This is a genomic window from Arthrobacter sp. SD1074B, assembly GCF_056780195.1.
Genome location: NZ_JBRAZT010000001.1, coordinates 3,301,444 through 3,323,240, shown reverse-complemented (window position 1 = coordinate 3,323,240; position 21,797 = coordinate 3,301,444). Strand labels below are relative to the sequence as shown.

Below are 21,797 nucleotides of genomic sequence, written 5' to 3'. Positions count from 1 at the left end.
GCGGGCCAGAGCGACGTAGCCTCGGGGCCGCCACTAAGGGGGTGGGTGGCGGACGAGCCGGAACCCGATGGCGGCGCCGGGATCGGGCTCGGTTGAATTCGGGTCGATTTGCACCGTGGTTGGCCCGGATTCCAGCTTCACGGCCGCGTGGACCGTGCGCCCGCACTTGACGTTGAGCTGCAGCCTGGTCCTGTCCCGGCGGTCATTCTGTGAAAGCGTCAGGAGTGCGCTTGGTGCGCCAGCGCAGGCCACAATCACGGTATACGGACCCTCGGCTGTGCCTGAGGTGGTCTGGCGGAAGCCGATCCCGCTCAAAGCCGACATCCGTTCGTTCTTCGGTGCGGCTCCTAGGAGCCGCTGAACTTCCGTTATGTTCTTGGCCGCCTTGGCGGCAAGTTGCGGGTCTTGGGGCGGCAGGTGCGGTCCCGGCGTAGCAGACCGGGCCGGACGCGCGGTTTCAGAAGCCGGCTGCCCGACGTCGTCCACAACCTCACAGCCGGCCAGCCCCGTTACCGCCAGCGCCAGCGCGATCAGCGGCGCCGCGGCGCGGACCCCTTGCCTACCCCGAGTAGCAGCCATGCCCTGAGCCTAGTGGTACCGGCAGCAAGCGCCAGTCACATCAGGCCGCAGGGACCATGTGGTAGGCAAAAATGAGCGGGGCGTCCACGCTGGAGGCGCTGACCTTGAGCGTTCCGGCCGCCGGCACCTTGATCCTGGCGGTCTCCCGGCTCCCGTTGCAGGCGGCGCCGGCCTCCGTCAACCGCTGGCCGTCGAGGGAGACCTCGAAGAATTCCTTGCCACCGCCTTCGCAGGTCATGGTCAAGGTGTAGCTGCCAGCCGGGACGGTGGCGTCTTTGGCGACCGGATTCCGGTCCAGGATCTTGCCTGCATCAGCCAGTACAGCCCCGCTGGCCGACGGCAGGGCGGTGGACTGCCACGCGTGCACGTCGGCCGATTCGATGGACCCCGCCGGGGAGCACGCCGAGGCGCCGAGAACGACGGCGGCGCCGGCCGCGGCGGCCAGGGCACGGCGGAGAACGCGGGGGCGGGGCGGCAGCGGTGGCACGAACGGCATGCCTCCAACTTACCCGCTGCGGCGCCCCCTCCGGCCCCGGCTGTCCCCGGCTCCCGGGGAAGCCCCGGCCCCGGCTGGTCCCGACCGCCGTCGTCCGCAGGACGCTAGCCGGCACTCAGCTCAAGCACGCGTCCCCGGTGCAGCGCCAGGTAGACCCGGTCACGCAGCGTGTTGGCCTCCCGGTCCGTCAGGGTCCGGTCCAGCGGCTGCAGGACCATCCGGAGGAGCACGTTCACCTGGTCCGGGGCCAGCCGGAGGCGTTCTACGGCGGCGGCCGGCAGCTCGGCTGCCGGTGCCACGGCCAGGATCTCCAGTGACGCCAGGTTCTCTGCGTCACCGCCCAAGGCGGTGCGGGCGAGATCGCCGAGCAGTTCGACGTCGGCCTCCGCAGCGCCGAGCACGAGGGACAGATCGCGCCGGACCTCCGGCATGGCCGACACCGGCCGGTACGGAGCCAGGTCTTGCAGCTGGGCCTCAACTTCCGGATGCGCCGAACGCAGAAGCCGGATGTCCCGGATTCCCTTACGCAGCATGACGGCCCGGTCCAGCCCCAGGCCAAGGGCGAGCCCGGCCCAGCGGCGGGGGTCCAGGCCGGAGCCGTGCAGGACCCGTGCCGCGACGAGTCCGCATTCGGCCAGTTCCAGCCACTCGCGGCGGCCATCGGGCAGGGTGAGCAGCACATCCAGCTGCTGCCCCAGCGCGGTGTAGCTGTGCTCCGCCGGAGTGGACCGCCACTGGACATCCGGATACTGCGCTGCCGGCAGCACCGCCTCCACCACCGCGGCCATCACCGCGTGCAGCTCCGCGGGACCGAGCAGGCCCCGGGCCTTGAGCCGCCACAGATCCACCTGGTGCGGCGCGCCGACGTGGGTGCGGTCCACTGCATCGCGGCGGTAGACCAGACCCGGCAACACGTGCAGCCGGTCGTAGTGGCCGAGCTCGGCCCGGAGCGTGTCCAGCACTGCGGGGACGCCGGCCGAGGTGTGGCTGCGGAGCATCACGGTGGGACTGACATGGCGGGAATAGCGTGAGTCGCGGGTGACATCGCCGGCTGAGTAGCCCAGGCGGTCGTAGTTGTCGGCGGTGGCCACCAGCGGGCTGTGCCGGTGCGTCGCCACTGGGATATCCCAGAGCTGCTCCAGGCCGGCGACCACCTCCGCCAGCAGCAGCTGGACGGCGTGCGGGCCGGCGGCGGGGTCGGTGAGATCGCGGACGGTAAGGGCGGAATTCAGCTCGGGCAGGGTGAGATACGTCTTCATGGTGTGGGTCCTTGGGTTCCAGGGGGCGGAGGGGGAAACACCCTCAGCCGCTGCGCCGGACGGACCCCGGCGGCGCAGTTAGGCGCGCGTCAAGAAGCCCGTGCGGCCGGGAAGCGGCCGAGGGCTGATAAATCGCTGCTGCGTGTGCATGGGTCCATCGTACGCCAGCCGTGGGCGCCGGAGCCGGCCGGCTGAAAGAGCCCTTGACCTTGACGCAACGTCAACATTTAGGCTCGGGATAGCGGCGCGGAAACCCGGCCGCGGGAGGAGGAGCGATGGACTGGTCCGTGCAGCAGATCGCAAAGATGTCCGGCACTACCAGCCGGACGCTGCGCCACTACGGCGCCGTGGGGCTGCTCAAGCCCAGCCGCATCGGGGAGAACGGCTACCGGTACTACGACCAGGCAGCGTTGCTCAGGCTGCAGCGCATCCTGCTGCTGCGTGAACTGGGCCTGGGCCTGCCGGCGATCGCCGAGGTCATCGCCCACGAACGGGAGCCGCAAGACGCGCTGGCCGGGCACCTGAAATGGCTGCGGCAGGAACAGGACCGGCTGGCCCGGCAGGTCGCCGCGGTTCAGCACACACTCGAGGCATTGAAGACAGGAAGGGAAATCATGGCGGAAGAGATGTTTGACGGCTTCGACCACACCTCATACAAGGACGAGGTGGAGGAGCGCTGGGGCAACGACGCGTACGCGAAGAGCGACACCTGGTGGCGCGGCATGGATGCCGCCGGAAAGGACGACTGGACGCAGCATGCCAAGCAGCTGGGCGAGGACTGGATCGCCGCGGCGGCATCCGGCGCAGCCCCGGAGAGCCCGGAAGCGCAGGAGCTGGCCCGGCGCCACGTCGACTGGCTGACCGGCATCCCGGGAACCCCGCCGGCCGGCCCGGCCAACGGCACGGGAAAGGTGAAAGAGTACGTGACCGGGCTCGGCGACATGTACGTGGCGGATCCGCGCTTTGCGGCGAACTACGGCGGGGCGGCCGGCGCGGCTTTCGTGCGGGACGCGCTGAAGGCCTACGCGCAGGCACACCTCTGAGGCAGACGCTCTTCTTCGGAGAGGGGACAACTGGGCGCCGTGCGGCAGGCCGCGCCACTAAACTTGTCCGGTGACCCCATCAACGCCCTTCACCGCCGGCAACACCCCCGACGCGCCCCGCAGCGACCTCCCGGACCTGCTCGGAAGCCTGGCCGCGGACCTGCGCCGCATCGGCTACACCGTTGACGGCGTTGCCGGACTGCTGGGCCCGGCCGCGCACAGCGCCCTCAGCCGCGACCAGCTCATCCCCGCGATGATCGCCACCGAGGCCGCCGCCCACGCGGAGCCGACGACGGCGGCGCTCGCCGCCGTCGTCCGCTTCTGGCTGCTGGCCGAACCGCAGCGCGCCGCAACTCTGGACGCTGCCCTTCCTGCCATCGGAACGGAGGGCTTGCTGGAATTGGGACTCGCCGAGCCGTCCGCGGAAGGCCTGGTCCAAGCGAAGGTGGATCTGCGGCCGTACGGCTGGGAGGGGGCCCCGGGGGAAGGCGCCCAAGGGGAAGAAACAGTCAGCAGCGGCGGCGCCGAACTCTGGGTGGCCAGCGACCTGGCCGCCCACCAGCGCCCCGGCGTGCTGCGCCACGACCACGTGTTGGGGATCGGCCAGGCGTCCGCCACGCTGGTGCAGGTCACCGCGCGGCGGCACGTGGCCCGCGCCTTGGACCTCGGCACCGGCTGCGGCATCCAGACCTTCCACCTCCTGCACCACGCCGAACACGTCACCGCCACCGACATCTCCGGGCGTGCACTCGCGTTCACGCGCTTCAACCTGATGCTCAACGCGCCGGCGCTGCACCTGGACCCCGCTGAGGTGGAAGCCAGGGTGAGCCTTCGCCAGGGCTCGCTGCTCGATCCGGTGGCGGGCGAGGAATTCGACCTAGTGGTCTCCAACCCGCCGTTCGTGATCACGCCGCGCAGCGCCGGAGAGGCCTCCGCGGACCAGTTCACCTACCGCGACGGCGGCCTGCCGGGCGATGACATAGTCGCCGCGCTGGTCCGGGACCTCCCGAGTGTCCTCGCCCCCGGCGGTACGGCCCAGCTGCTGGGCAACTGGGAGATCCCGGCGGGCGCCGACTGGGCCGAACGTCCCCAGGGCTGGGCCAGCCCGGACGCGGACGTCTGGTTCATCCAGCGCGAGCAGGTCGGCCCGGAACAGTACGCCGAAACCTGGCTGCAGGATGCCTCCGAGGCCCGCGACCGGAGGCTCTACCAGGAGTCCTATGCCGCCTACCTGGACGACTTCGCGTCCCGGAACGTCGAGGCCATCGGCTTCGGCATGATCTGGCTGCGGCGCCCCGCGGCGGGCTCCCCGGTGCTGAGGCGCTTTGAGGAGATCACCTACCCGATCGAGCAGCCCGTCGGCCCGCACCTGGGCGCCGCCGTCGAGCGCGCCGACTGGCTGGCCGCCCACGACCTGCCGGCCGCGCACCTGCTGGTGGCCGAGGACGTTACCGAGGAACGGCACCAGCGCCCCGGCGCCGAACACCCCGGAGTCATCCTGCTGCGCCAGGGCGCCGGTCTGCGACGCACCAACCTGCTCAGCACCGAACTGGCCGGCTTTGTCTCAGCGTGCGACGGCGAGCTCACCGTCGGGCAGATCATCGGTGCCCTTGACGCCCTGCTCGGCGGGTACGAGGGCTACGACAGCGGGGCGTTCCGCCAAGGGCTCCTCGACGAGGTTGGCAATCTGGTCCGCGACGGCTTCCTGCTCCCCGCCTGAGCCGGACGACGCCGACGCCGGTTCTGGAGCCTGGGCCTCCGCAGCCGGCGCGCCGCCGCGGCCAAAACGGGGCAGCACGTAGGCGGCGACAGCCAGGGCCACCAGCACGCCGGCCGCCCCCGTGACCAGGAAGCTCAGCCGGACCGGCAACAGCGCGCCGAGCAGGCCACCGATCGCAAGGGCAGCAATGGAGACGGCGCGGGTCATACCGCCGATGATAGCCATCGCCTGGCCGCGTCCGCTTTCCGGAATGCGCAAAATCGCGATCGCGCCAAAGCACGCGTTCAGGGCGCCGCAGGCTGTACCCATCGCCGTGTACGCCACGAAGAGCAGCCCCACCGTGGGCACCAGGGCCATCACCCCCAGGAACGCCGAGGTCAGCGCCATTGAGGCGAGCAGCACCCGCAGGCGGGCCGGCGGCGTCCTGATCCGGCCCGCCAGCGCGGCACCCGCCGCCATGCCGAGGCCAAAAGCCGCCGCGAGTAGTCCGTACTGCGTTTCGGTGGCACCGAGTTCGCCGCGGGCCAGGAAGACTTCCAGCACGTTGGTAGCCTCGCCGACCACGATGAAGAACAGGGCCCCGAGGACCAGGGCCCACACCAGGCTGTCCCGCCGGATCAGCCGCAGGCCGTCCAGCAGTGCCGGCCCCTCCCGGCCGGCCAATTCGGCCGCGGTGCCGCGCCGGGTCCGGATCAGCAGGGCGCCGACGCCCATGGCCAGATAGCACGCGCTCGCCACCGCAAACACCATTCCCGAGCCGCCCCAGCCGCTGAGCAGCCCGCCCGCAGCCGGGCCGGCCATGCCGGCGATCATGATGGTGGCCTGCATGGTGCCCATCGCCCGCGGGGTGCGCTCCTCCCCGACGATCCGGGGCAGCAGCGCCTGCCACGTCGGCCCTGCCACGGCCTGCGCGGCGTCCAGCAGGAACGTCATGGCAAACAACACGGGAATGTGGTTGTCCAGGTACTGCAGGCCCACGCCCATCCCGGCCACGGCGGCGGCGCTGGCCACGGAGGACACCGTCGCGAGGGTCCGGGAATCCCTGGTGTCCGCGAGCCGGCCGGCCCACGGCGCCAGCAACACCAGCGGCAGCGCCGAGCACAGCAGGTAGCCCGCCACAAGCCACGGCCCGGCAGCCGCCGTCGGCCCGGCCGCCGAGACGTTCTGCAGGTGCAGCATCACGCTGACGACGACGGCCCCCATACCGGCGGTGGCCAGGAAACGGGAGCTGCTGGCGAGCAGGAAGTCGTGGTTGCGCCAGAGCGAAGGCACACCGGCCGGGCCCGGCGACTTATGAAGTATCTGTTTCATAAAGAGCAAAGTATCCCGCCCCGGGAATCAGTGTCAAGCATTTCTTTCATAGTTTGGCGCGCCTCGGTAGACTGGGAGGGTGAATGCAGAAACCCCAAAGGCGGAGCCGTCCGCTGACACCGCCGCGCCGCCCGCCAAGCGCAGGCCGCGCCCGGAAAAAAAGGTCGAAATAACCGACCCGAAGGCGATCCGGGCGCTCGCCCACGCCGCGCGGCTGGAGGTCATTTCGGAGCTGTATTCCACCCAGGTCAGCCGGACGGCCACCGAGCTCGCCGCCCAGACAGGCCTGACCCCGAGTGCGATGAGCTACCACCTGCGCGCCCTGCAGAAATGGGGCATCGTGGTGCCGGCCGCCACCGCCGGCGATGCCCGGGAGCGCCGCTGGAAAGCAGCCGGGACCGACTTCACGATCAATTCGGGCGGCGGCGTGGCGAGCCCGGAATTTGCTGTGCTCGATCTTGAGCTGGATGCCTATCGCCGGCGCGTCAACGCCTATGCCAGGACCCGGGACGAGCAGCGCCAGCGCGGGGAAGCCGTGGACGGAACGTCCTCTGTGGTGCTGGCCAGCAACCTGCTGTACCTGACGCCAGGGCAGCGTGCGGAGCTGAACGAACGGCTCTTCGATCTCCTCAGGGACTATGAGCTCGAGGACCCGGACCGGGTGCCCGAGGGTGCGGAGCGGATGGCGACCATGTGGTCGATGATTCCGGACGACCGGGGCAAGGCCGCCCGCGACTGACCGGTCCGGTGACCCCATCGGTAGCAGTGTCCTTGCCGAGGGGCGCGTTCCGGCAGGAAGCCTCCGGCCGAGTCCACGAACTCGGGCGCGAAGGCTTCCTGACTGTCAAGCAGGCGCCGGCGTTCGCTCAGTGCTGACCCAGGCTCCCGCCAGCGGGTGGAACCGGGCCCGAGCCGCGTTTGATCTCGGCCTCACGGTCGGCCGCGCTCAAGGTGTCGCTCATGGCTGTCCCGTCAGAATCCCCCTCGGTATCCACAAGGCCGTTGGTCTGGTCGAAGGGCTTGGCATCGGACCGTCCGACCGACCCGGTTGCCACGGTGCCCGAGTCGTAGCCCAGCTCCCCGCTCGTGGGCAGCCCCTCGCCCGGGAACACGCTTCCTGAGGTGCCTGTCGGCGGCACGGAAGTGGGTGCTGGCGCCGCGGGTTTCCCGGTTGCAGTGCCTTCGGCGGTGTCTTTGCGCCCGGTTGCCGCGGCAACGCCGGCGGCGGCCGCTGCAGCCAGCCCGACGCCGGCGATCACCTTGCCCGAGACCCCGGCCTTGCCGCTGTCCCCGCGCGAGGCCCCTGCCGCCTCAACTCCCGGCGTTCTGCCCGCAACGCCCTCCCCGACGGTTCCGCGCCATGCGCCCGTCGCGTAGGCCTCGTCTTCGACGAAAGCCTTGAAGCGGTTAAGGTCGTTCTCGGCCTGCTGTTCCACGATGTTGAGCTTGTCGCCTACTTTTTCGACGACGCCTTCCGGCTCATATTCGAGGGACAGCTGGACGGACGTCTGGCCGCCGCCAAGATCTTCGAACGTGACCGCCCCTGCATTGGTGGCGCCGTCGGTCGCGGCCCACGCCACCTTCCGGTCCGGAACTTGCTCCAGGATGCGGGCCTCCCATTGCCTGCGGACCCCGGCGATCTCTGCGGTCCACTCAAGCCGGTCGTCGCTTAGCTGTTTGACGCTCTTCACCCCGCTCATAAAGTGGGGGAATTCCTCGAACTGCGTCCACTGGTTATAGGCCACGCTGACGGGGACGTTGACCAGGATTCGCTTTTCAACTTTGGTGCTCACGGTGTCTCCTTCGATTGGATCGGGATCGACAGTGATGAACTAGTCATCAGTAGGCTTACTATATCCTCGGGTCGGTGATCCGGCCAGAGGTTTTCCGCCTGCGAGCAGCCGGGATCGCCCCCCATCCACCGGGACGCACAGTGCCGGGGACTGATGGTGGCAGGCCCGCAACGCGGGCCGGGGATATCGGGCGCGAATGCCCTTGGTCAGCCTTTCCGGCCCTCGGTGGCGACGCCTTCGATGAAGTGCCGCTGCCCGAAGGCGAAGAGAATCAACATGGGCAACGTGATCAGGAGGGTGGCGACCATGACGTACTGGTAGTCTCCCTGGCCGCCGTTGGTGGGGCTGTACTTGGTCATGGCGTAGGCGATTCCCAACGGGGCGGTGAAGCCCTCCACCGATCCGGCGTTGAGGTAGATCAGCGCGGACTGCAGGTTGTTCCAGCTTGCCTGGAACTCGAAGATGAAGATCACTACGAGCGAGGGAATGGACAACGGCAGGGCTATCCGCCGGAAGAGTCCGAAGTAGCTGGCCCCGTCGATCCGTGCCGCCTCGAAGAGCTCACGCGGAAGTCCAAGGAAGAACTGCCGTTGCAGGAAGATGTAGAACGCTGAGCCAAAGAGGTTCATCCCGAATAGCGGGATCCAGGTGCCGAGGACGCCGAGATTTTTCCAGATCAAATACTGCGGGACCATCGTCACCGCACCGGGGAGCATCATGGTGGCCAGAACGAGGCCGAAGAGAAAGTTGCGGCCCGGGAAGCGGAAGTAGGCGAAACCGAAGGCGACCATGGCGCTGGAAATGGTGACCAGTGAGGCGGCGAGGACGGCGATCAGGAAACTGTTGGTCACCCAGTGGACCAACGGTAATTGGTCCCACACCTGAACGTAGTTCTGCGGCGAAAAGGTGCGGGGGATGAGGGCATTGTCGAACACTTCGGCGCGGGGCTTCAGGCTCGCGGCAATGAGCCACACGAGCGGATAAAGGAAAGCCCCGCTGATGAGGATCAACACCGTCCAAAGCAGCAAGCGGGCTCCTGCGCTCCGCGGGCTGGGCGTCTTTCGGCGCGTCCGCCGTCCGACGGGCAGCTTCTCATCGTCCCGTGTAGGGGCGACGCCCGATGACTCTGCGGCCGGCTGGGTCCGTGTGGTTGCCATCAGCGTTTCTCCCCTTCGTAGTAGACGAACCTGTTCCCGATTTTCACCTGAACGAGGCTGATCAGCAGGATCAAAACGAACAGCACCCACGCCATGGCTGCCGCGAACCCGAAGTTGAATTCCCGGAACGCCTGCTGGAAAAGGTAGATCCCGTAAAACAGCGACGCCTCCGGCGATGAACTGGTCTGGTCCCTCCAGAAAAGGAGATAGGCCTGATCGAAGACCTGGAGCGCCGCGATTGTCAGGACAATCACGTTGAAGAAGATGGCCCCCGAAATCATCGGCACTGTGATGTAGAGGAACTTCCGGACAGGACCGGCGCCGTCCAAAGCCGCTACCTCGTAAAGATCCTTCGGGACACTCTTGAGCGCCGCCAGGAAGATGACCATGGTGCCGCTGACCCCCCACAGGGTCATCAGCACGATCGACGGCTTCACCCAGGCCGGATCAATCAGCCACTGCGGGCCGGTTATTCCGAAGAATCCGAGGGCTTGGTTGATGGCCCCCGTGTTTCCGTTCAGCAGGAGCAAAAACACTGCCGCGGTGGCCACGGAAGGCGTCATCTTCGGAAGGTAGTAAACGGTGCGGAAAATCCCGGCACCACGCCCCACCTGGTTCAACAAGAGCGCCAGCCCCAGAGCGACGCAAATTTCCAACGGCACGGCCAAGACGGCGTAAAACAGGGTGTTGGCCAGCGACACGGCCACCTTCGGATCGTCAAAGAGAAGGGCGTAGTTGGTAACCCCGGCGGGCCGCGCCACGTTGGTGGCGAGGTTATAACGGCTGAAAGAGATCACCAGGCTATAGACCATGGCGCCGAGCATAAACACAACAAAACCGACGATCCACGGCGAAATGAACAAGTAGCCGGCGATCGCCTCACGACGGTTGTATTTGTTCCGTGCCGGGCGACCGCCGCGCGTGGCCTTGCGCGACGCGACCTGCACCGATGCGTTAGCTCCCACCAATGACCCCCGTTCTGGATTTTTTCCAGCGCGAAGCAGAGGTGCGGCGACCTTCGGGGACCCGTGGCGGGTCCCTTGCGTCCACCGGCAGCTTCGGCTAGCTTTCGATTTAGCAAGCTTACTTACAGTTTGGCAGTTAAAGGGCGTTTGACCGAAGGTTTTCCGGTGACGAAGAGATGCCGCGAAGACCCTGAAATTGGAACTGGGGAGGATTCAGATGCGGGTTCGGGAAAAGAGTGTGGCGGTTCTGGCTCTGGCAGTCTGGGGTCTGACTGCCTGCGGCGGGGGCGGCGCGTCCCCCGCGGAAACGGCTGATTTCAAGAGGGAAGCATCCGGGGCGCTGACAGCCTGGGCCTTCGACAACGCTGACGACGTCGGCAAGGCGCGGATGAAGTTCGCAGGGGAGCAGCTTCCCGACGTCAAGATCACCATGGACCAGACACCCTTTGACGCGCAGAAGTTCACCACCCGGGCCGCCAGCGGCACCGTGCCCGACGTGGTCCAGATGGACAGGGCCTTCGTCGCCACCTACGCCGCGCAGGGCCTCATCAAGCCGCTGGACGGGTGCTTCAAGGCGCACGGCATGGACCCGGCCAAGCAGTTCTATTCAGCGGTCACGCAGCAGGTCACCTACCAGGACAAGGTGTGGGCCGTTCCGCAGTTCTACCAGCCGGCTGCCATCATCCTCAACCAGGACGTCCTGCAAGCCGCCGGCGTTGCCCCGGAAGACATCGACACCTCGGACAAGGCGAAGCTCCTCGACGCTGTTTCCAAGGCCTACAAGTCCAGCGGAAGCAATCCCGTAACGCTGGGCTTCGATCCGGTGGCCGGCGGCCAGGCCGAGCTCTGGATCCTGGGCCAAGGCGGAAAGCTCATGGACGACAAGGGGGCCCCTGCCCTGGATGACCCTGCGAACATCAAGGCACTGACCTTCCTGAAGGGGATCTACGACGCCCAGGGCGGCTACGCGAAGGCCAAGAGCTTCAGCGACTCGTTCGACACCTTCGGAAAGGACAACCAGTTCGTCAAAAACCAGGTCGGCGCGCAGGTCGACGCCCAGTGGTATGTCAACGTCCTCGCGCCGTACTCGAAGTCGCTCAACATTTCCGCCGTTCCCTTCAAGGGCAAGGACGGCAAGCCCTTCACGGTGGCCGGGGGAACCTCTTTCGTGATCCCCGCCGGGGCCAAGAACGCCGACGCCGCGTGCGCGTGGATGACGTCGTTGGTCACCGACGAGGCCTGGTCCGCGGCCGGTGCTGCCAGGGCGGAGAAGATCTCGTCAACGCCCGGCGGCATAAACACGGGGCTCTTCACCGGCTCTCCGTCCGCGGACAAGCTGATCAGGGACAAGTTCGTCAAGGCCAGCGGCAATGCAGGATTCGATAAGACCATCGCGACCTATTACGAAGTCCTCCCGGCCGGAAAGTCGCTCGGAGCTTCGCCGGCTGGCCAGACCATCAAGACGGAGGTCAACAACGCCATCGCCTCCGCCCTGCTCGGTACGAAGACGCCCGACAAAGCCCTTGCCGACGCCCAGGCCGCCGCGAAGCGGGCGTTTGACCAGGCCGGCTCCTAGGGGCGGAAGGCTGCCGGAACGGGAATATGAGGGGCGCTCCATGCGGGGGCGCCCCTCACTGTGCCGGGCGCCCCAGCGGCTGAGCGTGCGACGGCCGGCTTGGTGCCAGGGAGCATGTTCAACCCCCAGCCCGCGCTTCAACGTGTTTCGAGCCGCTTCAGCAGCGGCGGCGTCATGGCCAGGGACGGATACCTTCCGCTCTTAGCCCTCAGCGCGCCGCGATCAGGGCCTGGGGTGCTGCCTGTTTCATCCGCGTCTGCAACCAGCGCAGTTGCACCGAGGTCTCCCCGTCGCACCGGGCCACAACGTCGAGCAGTTCGCGGTCGCGAAGCGCGGAGCCGGCTTGTTTCACCATGGTCCAGGTCATGTCGACGAGGCTGGCCAGCAGGTAAAGGTCCTGGAGGTCCCGCAAGAGCCCCACTGGTCCACTGCGCGTGCTGGAAAGTCCCTCGGCATGCAGGCGCTCCGGCTCGTCGTCGGACAGGACCTCGCCGTACCGCTGCACCACGGGGAGCAGCAGGCGGCCGTGCTCCTCGCACTGCTGCGCGAGGGTGTGGCAGAGGAAATGCACATCCGGTTCAGCACCATGGCCCGCCGCCACCTGGCGGAAGGACTCCGCGAGGGTGGTTTCGGCCTGGTGAAGCATGCCCAGGTAGATGTTCAGGTTCATCGCCGACCGTCCTGTCCGCCGCGGTTGGTGGCGCCAGAGTTGATGGCTTCGGGGAAGCTGGGCGGCGTGCCAGCGCCGACCAGCTCCGTGGCCTGGGCCTCGCTGCCGCCGGCAGTGGGCCGCACGTCCCGTCCCACCGCCGCGGCGGGACGGGACGCAGTCGTGGTCGGCGCCGGTGCGGGGCCGGTACCCTCGCCGATCTTTTCCACCTTGACGGCCGCATTCTTGAAGACCGGCTGTTTCGAGACCGGATCCCATTCGGTGAGGGTGAGTTCGTTGGCAGCCGTCGGGTGTTCCCCCGGCGAGCCACCCTGGTCCCAGTAGCCGTAGTGGAACGGGGCGAAGACGGTGCCGCTTCGGATGTCGCTGACCCGGACCGGGACTTCGATCCGGCCGCGCCGCGAAGTCACGCGGACGAGGTCGCCTTCGACGATCCCCAACCGCTCGGCATCGTCCGGGCCCAGTTCCACCCACGCACTGGGGGCGGCCTTCGTCAGGGGGCGGGAGCGCCCGGTCTTGGTCCGGGTGTGGAAGTGGTAGGCGGTCCGGCCGGTGGTGTACCGCAGCTGGTACTGGCCGTCGGGTTCCTCATGCGGAGGGGAGTAATCGGCGGTTTTCAGGACGGCCCGGCCCGGCGGGACGCTGGCGCGGAACGATTCGGACCCAACGGTCGCGCCGGTCAGCAGGTCGTGCCCGTAGCTTTCGCAGTAGTCCGGGCCGGTGGGGAAGACACCGTCCGCGTAGAGCCGTTCGCGGCCGTCCGGATTCTCTTCATTGCAGGGCCACGGGATGCCGCTGCCGCCGCGAAGCCGGTCGTAGCTGATGCCGGTGTAGTCGCAGGGCCGGCCACGGGAGCATTCCTTCCACGCCTCAAAACCGTCCTCGGGGCCTGCCCACGGAAGCAGCGGTTCGCCCTGCAAGGTGGCGAACTCCATCCGGCGAGCGTAGTCGAGGAAGATTTCCAGGTCGCTCCGCGCTTCGCCGGGCGGTTCGACGGCCTTGTCCGAGAGGTGGACGATGCGGTTGACGTTCGTGAAGGTCCCGGTCTTCTCACCCCAGGCAGCAGCGGGCAGGACGACGTCGGCGGCCTGGGCTGTCTCGGTCAGGTACAGGTCCTGCACCACCAGGAACAGCCCGGGTTTGGCCAGGACGTCCCGGATCCGGGGCAGATCCGGCATGGAGACCGCGGGGTTGGTCGCCGAAATCCAGAGGAACTCGATGGAGCCTTGTTCGGCGTAACGGAAGATCTGCATCGCATGCGTCGGTGGCGCCCAGTGCGGGATGACCAAGGGGTCCACGTCCCAGAGCTCGGCAAGTTCCCGGATGTGTTCCGGGTTCTCCCAGTTCCGGAAGCCGGGAAGGTCCCCGTCCGCGCCGCACTCGCGGTTGTTCTGCGCGGTCGGCTGGCCATTCATTTGCAGGATCCCGCATCCGGGCCGCCCCAGCAGCCCGCGGAGCAGGTGCAGGTTGTTGACCTGGCAGGAGGCGGCGGTGGCCTGTGCGGATTGGTAGAAGCCCTGCAGGACGGTGGACAGCACGCGGGCCGAGGTGCCGAAGATCCGGGCGGCCTCCCGGATGTCCGCCGCGCTTACGTCACAGACCGCGGCCGCTGCCTCCGCCGTCCAGGGTTGGACGGTGGCCTTCAGTTCCTCCAGCCCGACCGTGTGCTCGTTCACGTACTCTTCATCGAGCCAGCCGTTCGCCAGGACCTCGTGGACAACGGCATTCATGAGGGCGAGGTTGGTGCCGGGCCGGACGGCCAGGTGGACGTCGGCCTGGCGGGCGACCTCCGTTTCGCGCGGATCAACGCACACGACCTTGGGCCGGTCCGGTCCGGCGATGCGGTCCAGCACCCGAGACCACAGCACGGTCTGCGTCTCGGCCATATTGTGTCCGTAGAGGAAGATCGCGTCGCAACTGTCGATGTCCGTGTAGGAGCCGGGCTGTCCGTCCGCTCCGAAGGACTCCTTCAACGCTGCCGCCGCCGTCGCGGTGCACAGCCGGGTGTTGCCGTCCATATGCGGGGTCCCGATGCCGGCCTTCCCGATGACGGCCAAGGCGTAATACTCCTCAAGGAACAGCTGGCCACTCGTATAGAAACCGTGGCTGAGCGGTCCGCGTTCCCGCAGCAGCTGCTTGCTGCGCTCGGTGATGCGGTTCATCGCCGTGTCCCAGTCACATTCGACCAGCCTGCCGTTCTCGCGGATCAAGGGCCGCTTGAGCCGCTCGCGGTGGGACACGCCCTGCCAGCTGGCGAACAGGCCTTTGGGACCGAGGCGGCCGTGGTTGACCAGATCACCGGCGCGGCCGCGGATCCCGACCATGGCGCCGTCCTTGACGGCGATGTCGCAGGCGCAGCCGTTGCTGCACAGCACGCACGCGGACTGGACCCAGCGGTCGACGTCGTCCTCGGTGATACCTTCGCCCAGCGTCTGGTCCACCCGCACCGGCCACAGCCCGTCCCGGGGATACGGGGTCCTTGTGCCCCAAATGTCGGCAATCCGGTCAACCATGCTCGTCCTCCCAGTCCTTCCTTCGCCCGACCTGCCCCGGGCAGGGTAGTTGCCTCGATCAAGCTTTATCAGCATGTGGCCGCTGCGTACAGGGCCTGCTGCGTGCGGCGGATCCGCACCCCTGCGCCGCCGTGATCGGCCGGTTGCAGGCAACAACAACATCCCCTACCTGGCCTTGAGGCACCGGATCTTTGAAGAACGCATCCTGCAGGTCAATGATCAGAACGGCGATCATCCGGGGACCTTTCGCTGGAGTCCTGGTCTCCGCGGCGGATATTCCTCGACGATGGGCCGCCCTTGGCGCGGCGCCACGCCAGTGCCGCCGCGGCCAGGGCCAGGACGACGACTGCGGCGATGACGTACGGCGCGTAATCGACGCGGGTTTCCTTGGCGCCGGGAGTCTCGCCGGTTCCGGGATCCACCGGACCAGGGGTGGAGGGGGAACCCGACGGATTGGGCTGCGTCGTGCCGGAACTTAGATGGGCCGGGGGCGCCGACGCGCTGCCGACCGAGGCGGCGGCGGCACCGGCCGGCAGGACAAGGGCTGCGCAGAGGGCCAGCGCCGCGAGGACTGAACTTAGATAGGGTCGCATCGGATTCTCCTTATCAAGCAACTGCAGGCACGGGACCGGGATGCCCGGTGAGTACGTCGTCGTGCCTTGTGGCAAATCATCAGCGTGCTTACTATAACTTTGAATGCGTGTACCGGCCAGAGCCGCCGGCACGGACCGGGTCCCAACAGAAACGACGATGCACTTGTCCAGAGGAGGCGGTAAGGCATGAACGTTCGAGCTTTGCCGGCGGAGCGGCAGGAGGCGCCCTCACGGTGGGCGGGTCTCCTGCTTGGCCTGGGTCTGGGCGGTTTCGTCGACGGGATCCTCCTGCACCAGATCCTGCAGTGGCATCACATGGTCAGCCACGTCGAGGACTTCCCGGTTTCAACGGTCGAGGGCCTCGAAGTGAACACGCTGGCCGACGGCATCTTCCATCTCGGGAGCTGGGTGATGGTGGTGGCCGGCTCAGCGGCAGCCATCGCGTCCTGGCGCCGGGGCCGCAAGGCGCCCAGCTGGGGATTCCACTTCGGCCTGGTGCTGGCCGGGTGGGGGATCTTCAACGTGGTTGAAGGCCTGGTCAACCACCAGTTGCTGCAGATCCACCACGTACGCGATGACCTGGGCGGGCCGTGGACCTGGGATGTCGGGTTCCTCGCCCTCGGGCTCCTGCTGATCGTCGGCGGCCTCGCCCTCCATCGGCGGGGCGGTCGATCACCGAGTGGAGGGCGGTAGGGCCAGCGCGGGCGTGCGGTGACGCAGCCGCCGGCGTCGTGCTCACACCGGGTTGTTGGTATCCCCGCGGGAATCCGGATCCTGTTCTTTCCCGTAATCCACTGCGGACGCCAGACCGCCTACCTGCTGTCCGGCGTTGGTCGGCCCGGGGGCGAAGCTGCGTTGTCCGTCGCCAAGGGGTTCAGGATCGGATGCGGGCAAGACATCGTCCCGCAGGTGCTCATCGGCAGGCAAGTCACTTGGGTCGGGTGCTCCTTGATCGCTCATGCCTTCAGATAACCACCCCACCAAGCGCTCTGCAAAGGTGTTTTCCGGTTCGGAAGAGAACGAGTCCGGGTGCTGGCTCCCCCGGGCGAGCCATTAGTTACGGTCCCGGCAAGGGTGGCTTTCGGGCCCGGATGCGCGGGAATCTGCAAAATATGGTGAACTAGGCGGGTATGGGCGCATCTGCCCGAGCAACCTTTTTCTGTAGGAGCACCGTGCCAAGCAAGGCCCCCACCGGCAAGAAACTCGTGATTGTGGAGTCTCCCGCCAAGAGCAAGACCATCGCCAAGTACCTGGGCGAGGGTTTCATCGTTGAGGCCTCCATCGGTCACATCCGCGACCTTCCGCAGCCTTCCGAGCTCCCCGCGGAACTGAAGAAAACGCCGCTGGGCAAGTTCGCCGTCGACATTGAACACGATTTCAAGCCGTATTACGTGGTGTCTCCGGACAAGAAGAAAAAGGTCGCTGAACTCAAGGCCCACCTCAAGGGCGCTGATGCGCTCTACCTCGCAACCGATGGGGACCGCGAGGGCGAGGCCATCGCGTGGCACCTGCTGGAAGTCCTCAAGCCCAAGGTTCCGGTGTACCGGATGACCTTCGGTGAAATCACCAAGGAAGCCATTCACCGCGCCATGGACAACCTGCGCGACGTGGACCAGGACCTGGTCGACGCGCAGGAAACCCGCCGTGTCCTCGACCGCCTCTACGGCTACGAGATTTCCCCGGTGCTGTGGCGCAAGGTGGCCCGCGGGCTCTCCGCCGGCCGCGTGCAGTCCGTCGTGACCCGCATGGTGGTGGACCGTGAACGCGAGCGGATGGCCTTCAAATCCGCTTCCTACTGGGACCTGACCGGCCAGTTCGGCGCGGAATCCGGCTCCTTCAAGGCGAAACTGGCCGCAGTCGACGGCTCCAAGGTCGCCAGCGGTCGGGACTTCAACGACGACGGCGAACTCACCTCGCGCGGTGTCGTGCACCTGAACGAGGAACTCGCCGGCGCCCTGGCCGCCGGCTTGCAGAAAGCGGACTTCCGCGTCCGCTCCGTCGACACCAAGCCCTACACCCGTCGCCCCGCGGCGCCGTTCACCACCTCCACGCTGCAGCAGGAGGCCGGCCGCAAGCTGCGTTTCTCCTCTAAGAGCACGATGCAGGTGGCCCAGCGCCTGTACGAAAACGGCTACATCACGTATATGCGTACGGACTCGAACGCCCTGAGCAACGAGGCCATCACCGCCGCGCGGCGGCAGGCCTCCGAGCTGTACGGCCCCGAGTACGTGCCGCAGTCGCCCCGCGTCTACAGCGGCAAGGCGGCCAACGCGCAGGAAGCCCACGAGGCCATCCGCCCCGCCGGCGACTCCTTCCGCACCCCGGCGCAGGTCGCCAAGCAGCTCTCCGGCGACGAATTCCGCCTTTACGAGCTGATCTGGAAGCGCACCGTGGCCTCCCAGATGGCCGACGCCAAGGGCTCCACCGCGACCATCCGGCTCGGCGCCGTCACTGTGGGCGGCGCGGCCGCCGGCCGGGACGCCGAATTCTCCGCCTCCGGTACCGTCATCACCTTCCCGGGCTTCCTCGCGGCCTACGAAGAAGGCAAGGACGAGAGCCGCGGGGACGAGGAATCCGAGGAAGCACGCCGGCTGCCCAACGTGGCCAAGGACGACGCCCTGACGGCGTCGGAGATCGTTGCCGTCGGGCACGAAACCTCGCCGCCGCCGCGCTATACCGAAGCCTCCCTGACCGCGGAACTGGAAAAGAAGGGCATCGGGCGCCCGTCGACCTACGCCTCCACGATTTCCACCATCCAGGACCGTGGCTACGTCCGGAAGCAGGGTTCCGCCTTGGTGCCGAGCTGGATCGCGTTCTCCGTGATCCGGCTGCTCGAACAGCACTTCCACGACTATGTGGACTACGACTTCACGGCGGACATGGAAGCCGACCTGGACAAGATCGCCAACGGCCAGGAAGCCGGGCCCGCCTGGCTCAAGCACTTCTACTTCGGTGAGGACTCCGAGCCCGGTCTGCTGAGCATCGTGAACAACCTCGGCGAGATCGACGCCCGTGAGATCAACTCCATCCCCATCACCGAGGGCATCACCCTGCGCGTCGGCAAGTTCGGGCCGTACCTGGAGAGCTCGGTCCCGACCGTGGACCCGAAGACCGGCGAAGTCATCGAGTCCGCCCGCGCCAACGTCCCCGAGGACCTGGCCCCGGACGAGCTGACCGCTGCCAAGGCCGTCGAGCTGATGGAGACCGCCGCCCCGGAGGAGCGGGTACTCGGCACGGACCCGCACACCGGGCACACCATCGTGGCCAAGAACGGCCGCTACGGTGCTTACGTCACCGAGATCATCCCGGAGATGACCGAGGAGCAGCTCGCCAACCAGCCGGTGGAGTACTACAAGAACGGCAAACCGAAGCCGCCGAAGAAGCCCGTCAAGGCCAAGCCGCGCACCGGGTCGCTGTTCGCCTCCATGAGTGTGGACACTGTGACCCTGGACGAGGCCCTGCAGCTGATGAGCCTGCCCCGGGTCCTCGGCCAGGACGCCGAGGGCAACCCGATCACGGTACAGAACGGCCGCTTCGGCCCTTACCTGAAGAAGGGCACGGACTCCCGTTCCATCGGTTCGGAGGAGGAAATCTTCACCATCACGCTGGAACAGGCGCTGGAGATCTACTCGCAGCCCAAGCAACGCGGTGCCCGCGCCGCCGTCCCGCCGCTGGCGGAATTCGGCCCGGACCCGGTCTCGGAGAAGAACATCGTGGTGAAGGAAGGCCGCTTCGGCCCGTACATCACCGACGGCGTCACCAACATCACAGTGCCGCGCAGCACCGCGATCGAGGAGCTGACCCGGGAACGCGCCGTCGAACTCCTCGCCGAAAAGCGCGCCAAGGGCCCGGTCAAGCGCACGACGACGGCCCGCAAGGCGCCCGCGCGCAAGGCCGTCGCCAAAAAATAGGGGTACGCCGTTTGCGGACCGGGGCGCTACGTGATCGAGTAGGACCATGACTGAACAGCCAGAACCCATGGATCTCCAGCCGCTCAACGACCTCGAAGAGAAGCTTGCCCGGGGGGAGCAGCCGGACGCCAACCCGGTGGACGTCATCCTGTCCTTCCTCAACAACGAGGTCTACATTGTCAGCTCCGACACGATCGACGGACCGGACTCCCAGGTGGAGCCGCTGGTGCTCGCCAACGCCTCGGGCGAGCCCGTGCTGGCCGTCTTCTCGCACCCCAGCCGGGTGGCGGAGCAGTACCTCGCCGCGGCGCCGAACGTGCTCGGCACCCAGGGGTCGGCCATCATCGGCAACCTCGGCGACCAGCTGGGCATGGTGATCAATCCCGGCGCCGTCTACGGTTTCGAAATCGATCCGGAGGGCGTGGCGAATATACGCCGGGACTTCAAGCCGTCCGAGGAGGAGTCGGAAGCGGCCCCAGACGACAGTCAGGTCTAGCCGCGGAACCGGCCCGGTCCGTTAGGCGGGCCGGGCTCCCGGGGGAATAATGGCAGCATGCGGCTAGGCGTCCTCGATATTGGGTCCAACACTGTCCACCTGCTCCTCGTGGACGCCCACCCCGGCGCGCGCCCGGTCCCGTTCGCGTCGCATAAACGGCCCCTTTCCCTCGTGCAGTTCCTTGAGAGCGACGGCGGCATCAACGACGCCGGCCAGCATGAGCTGATCGAGTTCGTGCTGGAGGCCTGGGAGTTTGCAGCCAAGCACAAGGCCGAAGACCTGCTGGCATTCTGCACCTCGGCCATCCGCGAGGCCACCAATGGACCCGCCGTCCTGGCCCGGGTCAAACATGAGACCACCGTTACGCTGCGGGAACTGACCGGCAGCGAAGAGGCCTCCATGACGTTTTTCGCCGTCCGCCGCTGGTACGGCTGGGGCGCGGGACCCGTGCTGAACCTGGACATCGGCGGCGGTTCCTTCGAAATGGCATACGGGGAGGACGAACTCCCCGAACTTGCGATGTCGGTCCCGCTCGGCGCGAGCCGGCTCACCCGGGACTGGCTCGCCGAGGACCCGCCTTCGGCCAAAAGTGTCAAGGAGCTTCGCCGCTACATCAGGGCCACACTTAAGCCTGCGGTGCGCGACTTCGCGAAGCTTGGGAAGGCCAACCACGTAGCCGGAACCTCCAAGACCTTCCGTTCCCTGGCGCGCATCGCCGGGGCCGCGCCAAGCGGCGCCGGGCCCTACGTCAAGCGGGAACTGTTCGCCACGGACCTCGGCCTGTGGGCGCAACGCATCTCTGCCATGGAGGTGGAGGACCGGCTGAACCTTCCCGGTGTTTCCGAAGCGCGTGCCCCGCAGCTTCTGGCTGGCGCCCTCGTGGCCGAAGCGGCCCTGGAAATGTTCGAGTTTCCGAGCCTGGAGATCTGCCCCTGGGCCCTCCGGGAGGGCCTGATCCTGCGCCGGCTCGACCAGCTCATTTTCGAGGGCCCGCTGCAGCCCGCGCCCCACGTGATCCAGACCGACGAGCCCGCCGAGCCGCAGGCTCCCGGGGTCGAGGCGTTGGACGCGCCCTGACGTCGGCCGGCTCCGGCCGGCCTTGTCCGTCCCGGCACGGAAAGCCCGGCTCCGACGTGTCGTTCCGGACGCACCCCGTTCGTTGACAAGGTGAAGGGCCCGCAAACGGCCGGCCCGATCCTCAAGGAGGACAGCATCGTGGCACAGTACTTGCTCAGCGTTTACCAGCCCGTCGGCCCCGCCCCGGCCGCAGACGTCCTGGCGCCCATCATGCGGGACCTTGAAGCGGTGAACCGGGAAATGAAGGCCGCCGGTGCCTGGGTCTTCGCCGCGGGACTGCATCCCACGCAGACCGCCACGGTCGTGCGGCAGCAGGGGGACCAGACACTCGTAACAGACGGTCCGTTCGCCGAAACGAAGGAGCACCTCGGCGGATTCACGGTCATCGAGGCGCCGGACCTCGACGCCGCCCTCGGCTGGGCCGGGAAGCTGGCCCGCGCGACCACCCTTCCCATCGAAGTGCGGCCCCTTCAGCACTAGCCGGGCGGCGGGAGCCAGCGAGCGCAAAAGGCACCGGCGGTCTGCTGCGGGAAAATGGGGGAAACCCGCTGCAGACCACCGGTGCCGGGCAGACATCCGCATGACTGCCATATCATCACTCGCACCCTCAATGAGGCAGTTCCTACGTTATTAGCCGA

18 protein-coding genes and 1 pseudogene are annotated in these 21,797 nt (G+C 67.5%); 9 read left to right on the top strand and 10 right to left on the bottom strand.

What is annotated here, in order from left to right; translation table 11 throughout:
- Positions 1-33 precede the first annotated feature (33 nt).
- The 3 genes from ACUYM2_RS15455 to srmL all read right to left on the bottom strand — a co-directional run bounded on the left by ACUYM2_RS15455 (position 34) and on the right by srmL (position 2,334).
- Entirely contained in the window at positions 34-579 is a 546-nt protein-coding gene (locus ACUYM2_RS15455) for a hypothetical protein (protein ID WP_481600849.1), read from the bottom strand.
- 40 nt (positions 580-619) lie between these two features.
- Complete coding sequence (locus ACUYM2_RS15450; RefSeq protein ID WP_481600848.1) at positions 620-1,075, bottom strand: hypothetical protein; 456 nt, start codon at positions 1,073-1,075, stop codon at positions 620-622.
- Between the two features lie 104 nt (positions 1,076-1,179).
- Positions 1,180-2,334, bottom strand: a complete 1,155-nt coding sequence (srmL, locus tag ACUYM2_RS15445; RefSeq protein WP_481600847.1) for a PheS-related mystery ligase SrmL — start codon at positions 2,332-2,334, stop codon at positions 1,180-1,182.
- Positions 2,335-2,609: 275 nt separating this feature from the next.
- Between srmL and ACUYM2_RS15440 the strand changes: the two genes are divergently transcribed.
- Positions 2,610-3,377, top strand: a complete 768-nt coding sequence (locus ACUYM2_RS15440; RefSeq protein ID WP_481600846.1) for a MerR family transcriptional regulator — start codon at positions 2,610-2,612, stop codon at positions 3,375-3,377.
- A 70-nt stretch (positions 3,378-3,447) separates the two neighbouring features.
- On the top strand, positions 3,448-5,097 hold the full coding sequence (locus ACUYM2_RS15435; RefSeq protein WP_481600845.1) for a DUF7059 domain-containing protein: 1,650 nt from the start codon (positions 3,448-3,450) through the stop codon (positions 5,095-5,097).
- Positions 5,098-5,127: 30 nt separating this feature from the next.
- Here the strand turns inward: ACUYM2_RS15435 and ACUYM2_RS15430 are convergent.
- Positions 5,128-6,300: pseudogene (locus ACUYM2_RS15430) on the bottom strand (MFS transporter); the annotation flags it as partial.
- A gap of 187 nt (positions 6,301-6,487) precedes the next feature.
- Between ACUYM2_RS15430 and ACUYM2_RS15425 the strand changes: the two are divergent.
- The gene (locus tag ACUYM2_RS15425; protein ID WP_481600844.1) at positions 6,488-7,147 is read left to right on the top strand and encodes an ArsR/SmtB family transcription factor; all 660 of its coding nucleotides are present in this window, start codon (positions 6,488-6,490) and stop codon (positions 7,145-7,147) included.
- Between the two features lie 127 nt (positions 7,148-7,274).
- Here the strand turns inward: ACUYM2_RS15425 and ACUYM2_RS15420 are convergent, their stop codons facing one another.
- The 3 genes from ACUYM2_RS15420 to ACUYM2_RS15410 form a co-directional block, all read right to left on the bottom strand.
- On the bottom strand, positions 7,275-8,201 hold the full coding sequence (locus ACUYM2_RS15420) for an SRPBCC family protein (protein WP_481600843.1): 927 nt from the start codon (positions 8,199-8,201) through the stop codon (positions 7,275-7,277).
- Positions 8,202-8,407: 206 nt separating this feature from the next.
- A complete protein-coding gene (locus ACUYM2_RS15415) occupies positions 8,408-9,358 on the bottom strand; it encodes a carbohydrate ABC transporter permease (RefSeq protein ID WP_481600842.1) in 951 nt (316 codons plus the stop codon).
- Positions 9,358-10,323: a carbohydrate ABC transporter permease gene (locus tag ACUYM2_RS15410; RefSeq protein ID WP_481600841.1), complete on the bottom strand. Its 966-nt coding sequence runs from the start codon at positions 10,321-10,323 to the stop codon at positions 9,358-9,360. Before ACUYM2_RS15410 ends, ACUYM2_RS15415 begins: the two co-directional genes overlap by 1 nt.
- Positions 10,324-10,561: 238 nt before the next feature.
- Here ACUYM2_RS15410 and ACUYM2_RS15405 point away from each other — a divergent pair, with 238 nt between their 5' ends.
- Positions 10,562-11,899 (top strand): ABC transporter substrate-binding protein, encoded by a 1,338-nt coding sequence (locus ACUYM2_RS15405; RefSeq protein WP_481600840.1) that lies wholly within the window; start codon positions 10,562-10,564, stop codon positions 11,897-11,899.
- Between the two features lie 208 nt (positions 11,900-12,107).
- Here the strand turns inward: ACUYM2_RS15405 and ACUYM2_RS15400 are convergent, their stop codons facing one another.
- The 3 genes from ACUYM2_RS15400 to ACUYM2_RS15390 all read right to left on the bottom strand — a co-directional run bounded on the left by ACUYM2_RS15400 (position 12,108) and on the right by ACUYM2_RS15390 (position 15,675).
- Entirely contained in the window at positions 12,108-12,569 is a 462-nt protein-coding gene (locus ACUYM2_RS15400; protein ID WP_481600839.1) for a hypothetical protein, read from the bottom strand.
- Positions 12,566-15,082 carry a molybdopterin oxidoreductase family protein gene (locus ACUYM2_RS15395; protein WP_481600838.1) on the bottom strand — a complete coding sequence of 839 codons (2,517 nt, stop codon included), beginning with the start codon at positions 15,080-15,082 and terminating at the stop codon, positions 12,566-12,568. Before ACUYM2_RS15395 ends, ACUYM2_RS15400 begins: the two co-directional genes overlap by 4 nt.
- Positions 15,083-15,294: 212 nt before the next feature.
- The gene (locus ACUYM2_RS15390; protein WP_481600837.1) at positions 15,295-15,675 is read right to left on the bottom strand and encodes a LuxR family transcriptional regulator; all 381 of its coding nucleotides are present in this window, start codon (positions 15,673-15,675) and stop codon (positions 15,295-15,297) included.
- 186 nt (positions 15,676-15,861) lie between these two features.
- On the opposite strand from ACUYM2_RS15390, the gene ACUYM2_RS15385 reads away from it, so the two are divergent.
- The 5 genes from ACUYM2_RS15385 to ACUYM2_RS15365 all read left to right on the top strand — a co-directional run bounded on the left by ACUYM2_RS15385 (position 15,862) and on the right by ACUYM2_RS15365 (position 21,639).
- Positions 15,862-16,368 carry a DUF2243 domain-containing protein gene (locus ACUYM2_RS15385; RefSeq protein WP_481600836.1) on the top strand — a complete coding sequence of 169 codons (507 nt, stop codon included), beginning with the start codon at positions 15,862-15,864 and terminating at the stop codon, positions 16,366-16,368.
- Between the two features lie 479 nt (positions 16,369-16,847).
- Complete coding sequence (topA, locus tag ACUYM2_RS15380; protein ID WP_481600835.1) at positions 16,848-19,586, top strand: type I DNA topoisomerase; 2,739 nt, start codon at positions 16,848-16,850, stop codon at positions 19,584-19,586.
- 46 nt (positions 19,587-19,632) lie between these two features.
- Complete coding sequence (locus ACUYM2_RS15375) at positions 19,633-20,082, top strand: SseB family protein (RefSeq protein WP_481600834.1); 450 nt, start codon at positions 19,633-19,635, stop codon at positions 20,080-20,082.
- 57 nt (positions 20,083-20,139) lie between these two features.
- Entirely contained in the window at positions 20,140-21,159 is a 1,020-nt protein-coding gene (locus tag ACUYM2_RS15370) for a Ppx/GppA phosphatase family protein (protein ID WP_481600833.1), read from the top strand.
- Positions 21,160-21,249: 90 nt separating this feature from the next.
- On the top strand, positions 21,250-21,639 hold the full coding sequence (locus ACUYM2_RS15365; RefSeq protein WP_481600832.1) for a YciI family protein: 390 nt from the start codon (positions 21,250-21,252) through the stop codon (positions 21,637-21,639).
- The last annotated feature ends 158 nt before the right edge of the window (positions 21,640-21,797 follow it).

Coding starts and splice junctions, on each gene's coding strand:
- ACUYM2_RS15455 (WP_481600849.1), bottom strand. CDS start 579: ATGGCTGCTACTCGGGGTAGGCAAGGGGTCCGCGCCGCGGCGCCGCTG.
- ACUYM2_RS15440 (WP_481600846.1), top strand. CDS start 2,610: ATGGACTGGTCCGTGCAGCAGATCGCAAAGATGTCCGGCACTACCAGC.
- ACUYM2_RS15400 (WP_481600839.1), bottom strand. CDS start 12,569: ATGAACCTGAACATCTACCTGGGCATGCTTCACCAGGCCGAAACCACC.
- ACUYM2_RS15415 (WP_481600842.1), bottom strand. CDS start 9,358: ATGGCAACCACACGGACCCAGCCGGCCGCAGAGTCATCGGGCGTCGCC.
- ACUYM2_RS15385 (WP_481600836.1), top strand. CDS start 15,862: ATGAACGTTCGAGCTTTGCCGGCGGAGCGGCAGGAGGCGCCCTCACGG.
- ACUYM2_RS15370 (WP_481600833.1), top strand. CDS start 20,140: ATGCGGCTAGGCGTCCTCGATATTGGGTCCAACACTGTCCACCTGCTC.
- srmL (WP_481600847.1), bottom strand. CDS start 2,334: ATGAAGACGTATCTCACCCTGCCCGAGCTGAATTCCGCCCTTACCGTC.
- ACUYM2_RS15395 (WP_481600838.1), bottom strand. CDS start 15,082: ATGGTTGACCGGATTGCCGACATTTGGGGCACAAGGACCCCGTATCCC.
- ACUYM2_RS15375 (WP_481600834.1), top strand. CDS start 19,633: ATGACTGAACAGCCAGAACCCATGGATCTCCAGCCGCTCAACGACCTC.
- ACUYM2_RS15450 (WP_481600848.1), bottom strand. CDS start 1,075: ATGCCGTTCGTGCCACCGCTGCCGCCCCGCCCCCGCGTTCTCCGCCGT.
- ACUYM2_RS15390 (WP_481600837.1), bottom strand. CDS start 15,675: ATGCGACCCTATCTAAGTTCAGTCCTCGCGGCGCTGGCCCTCTGCGCA.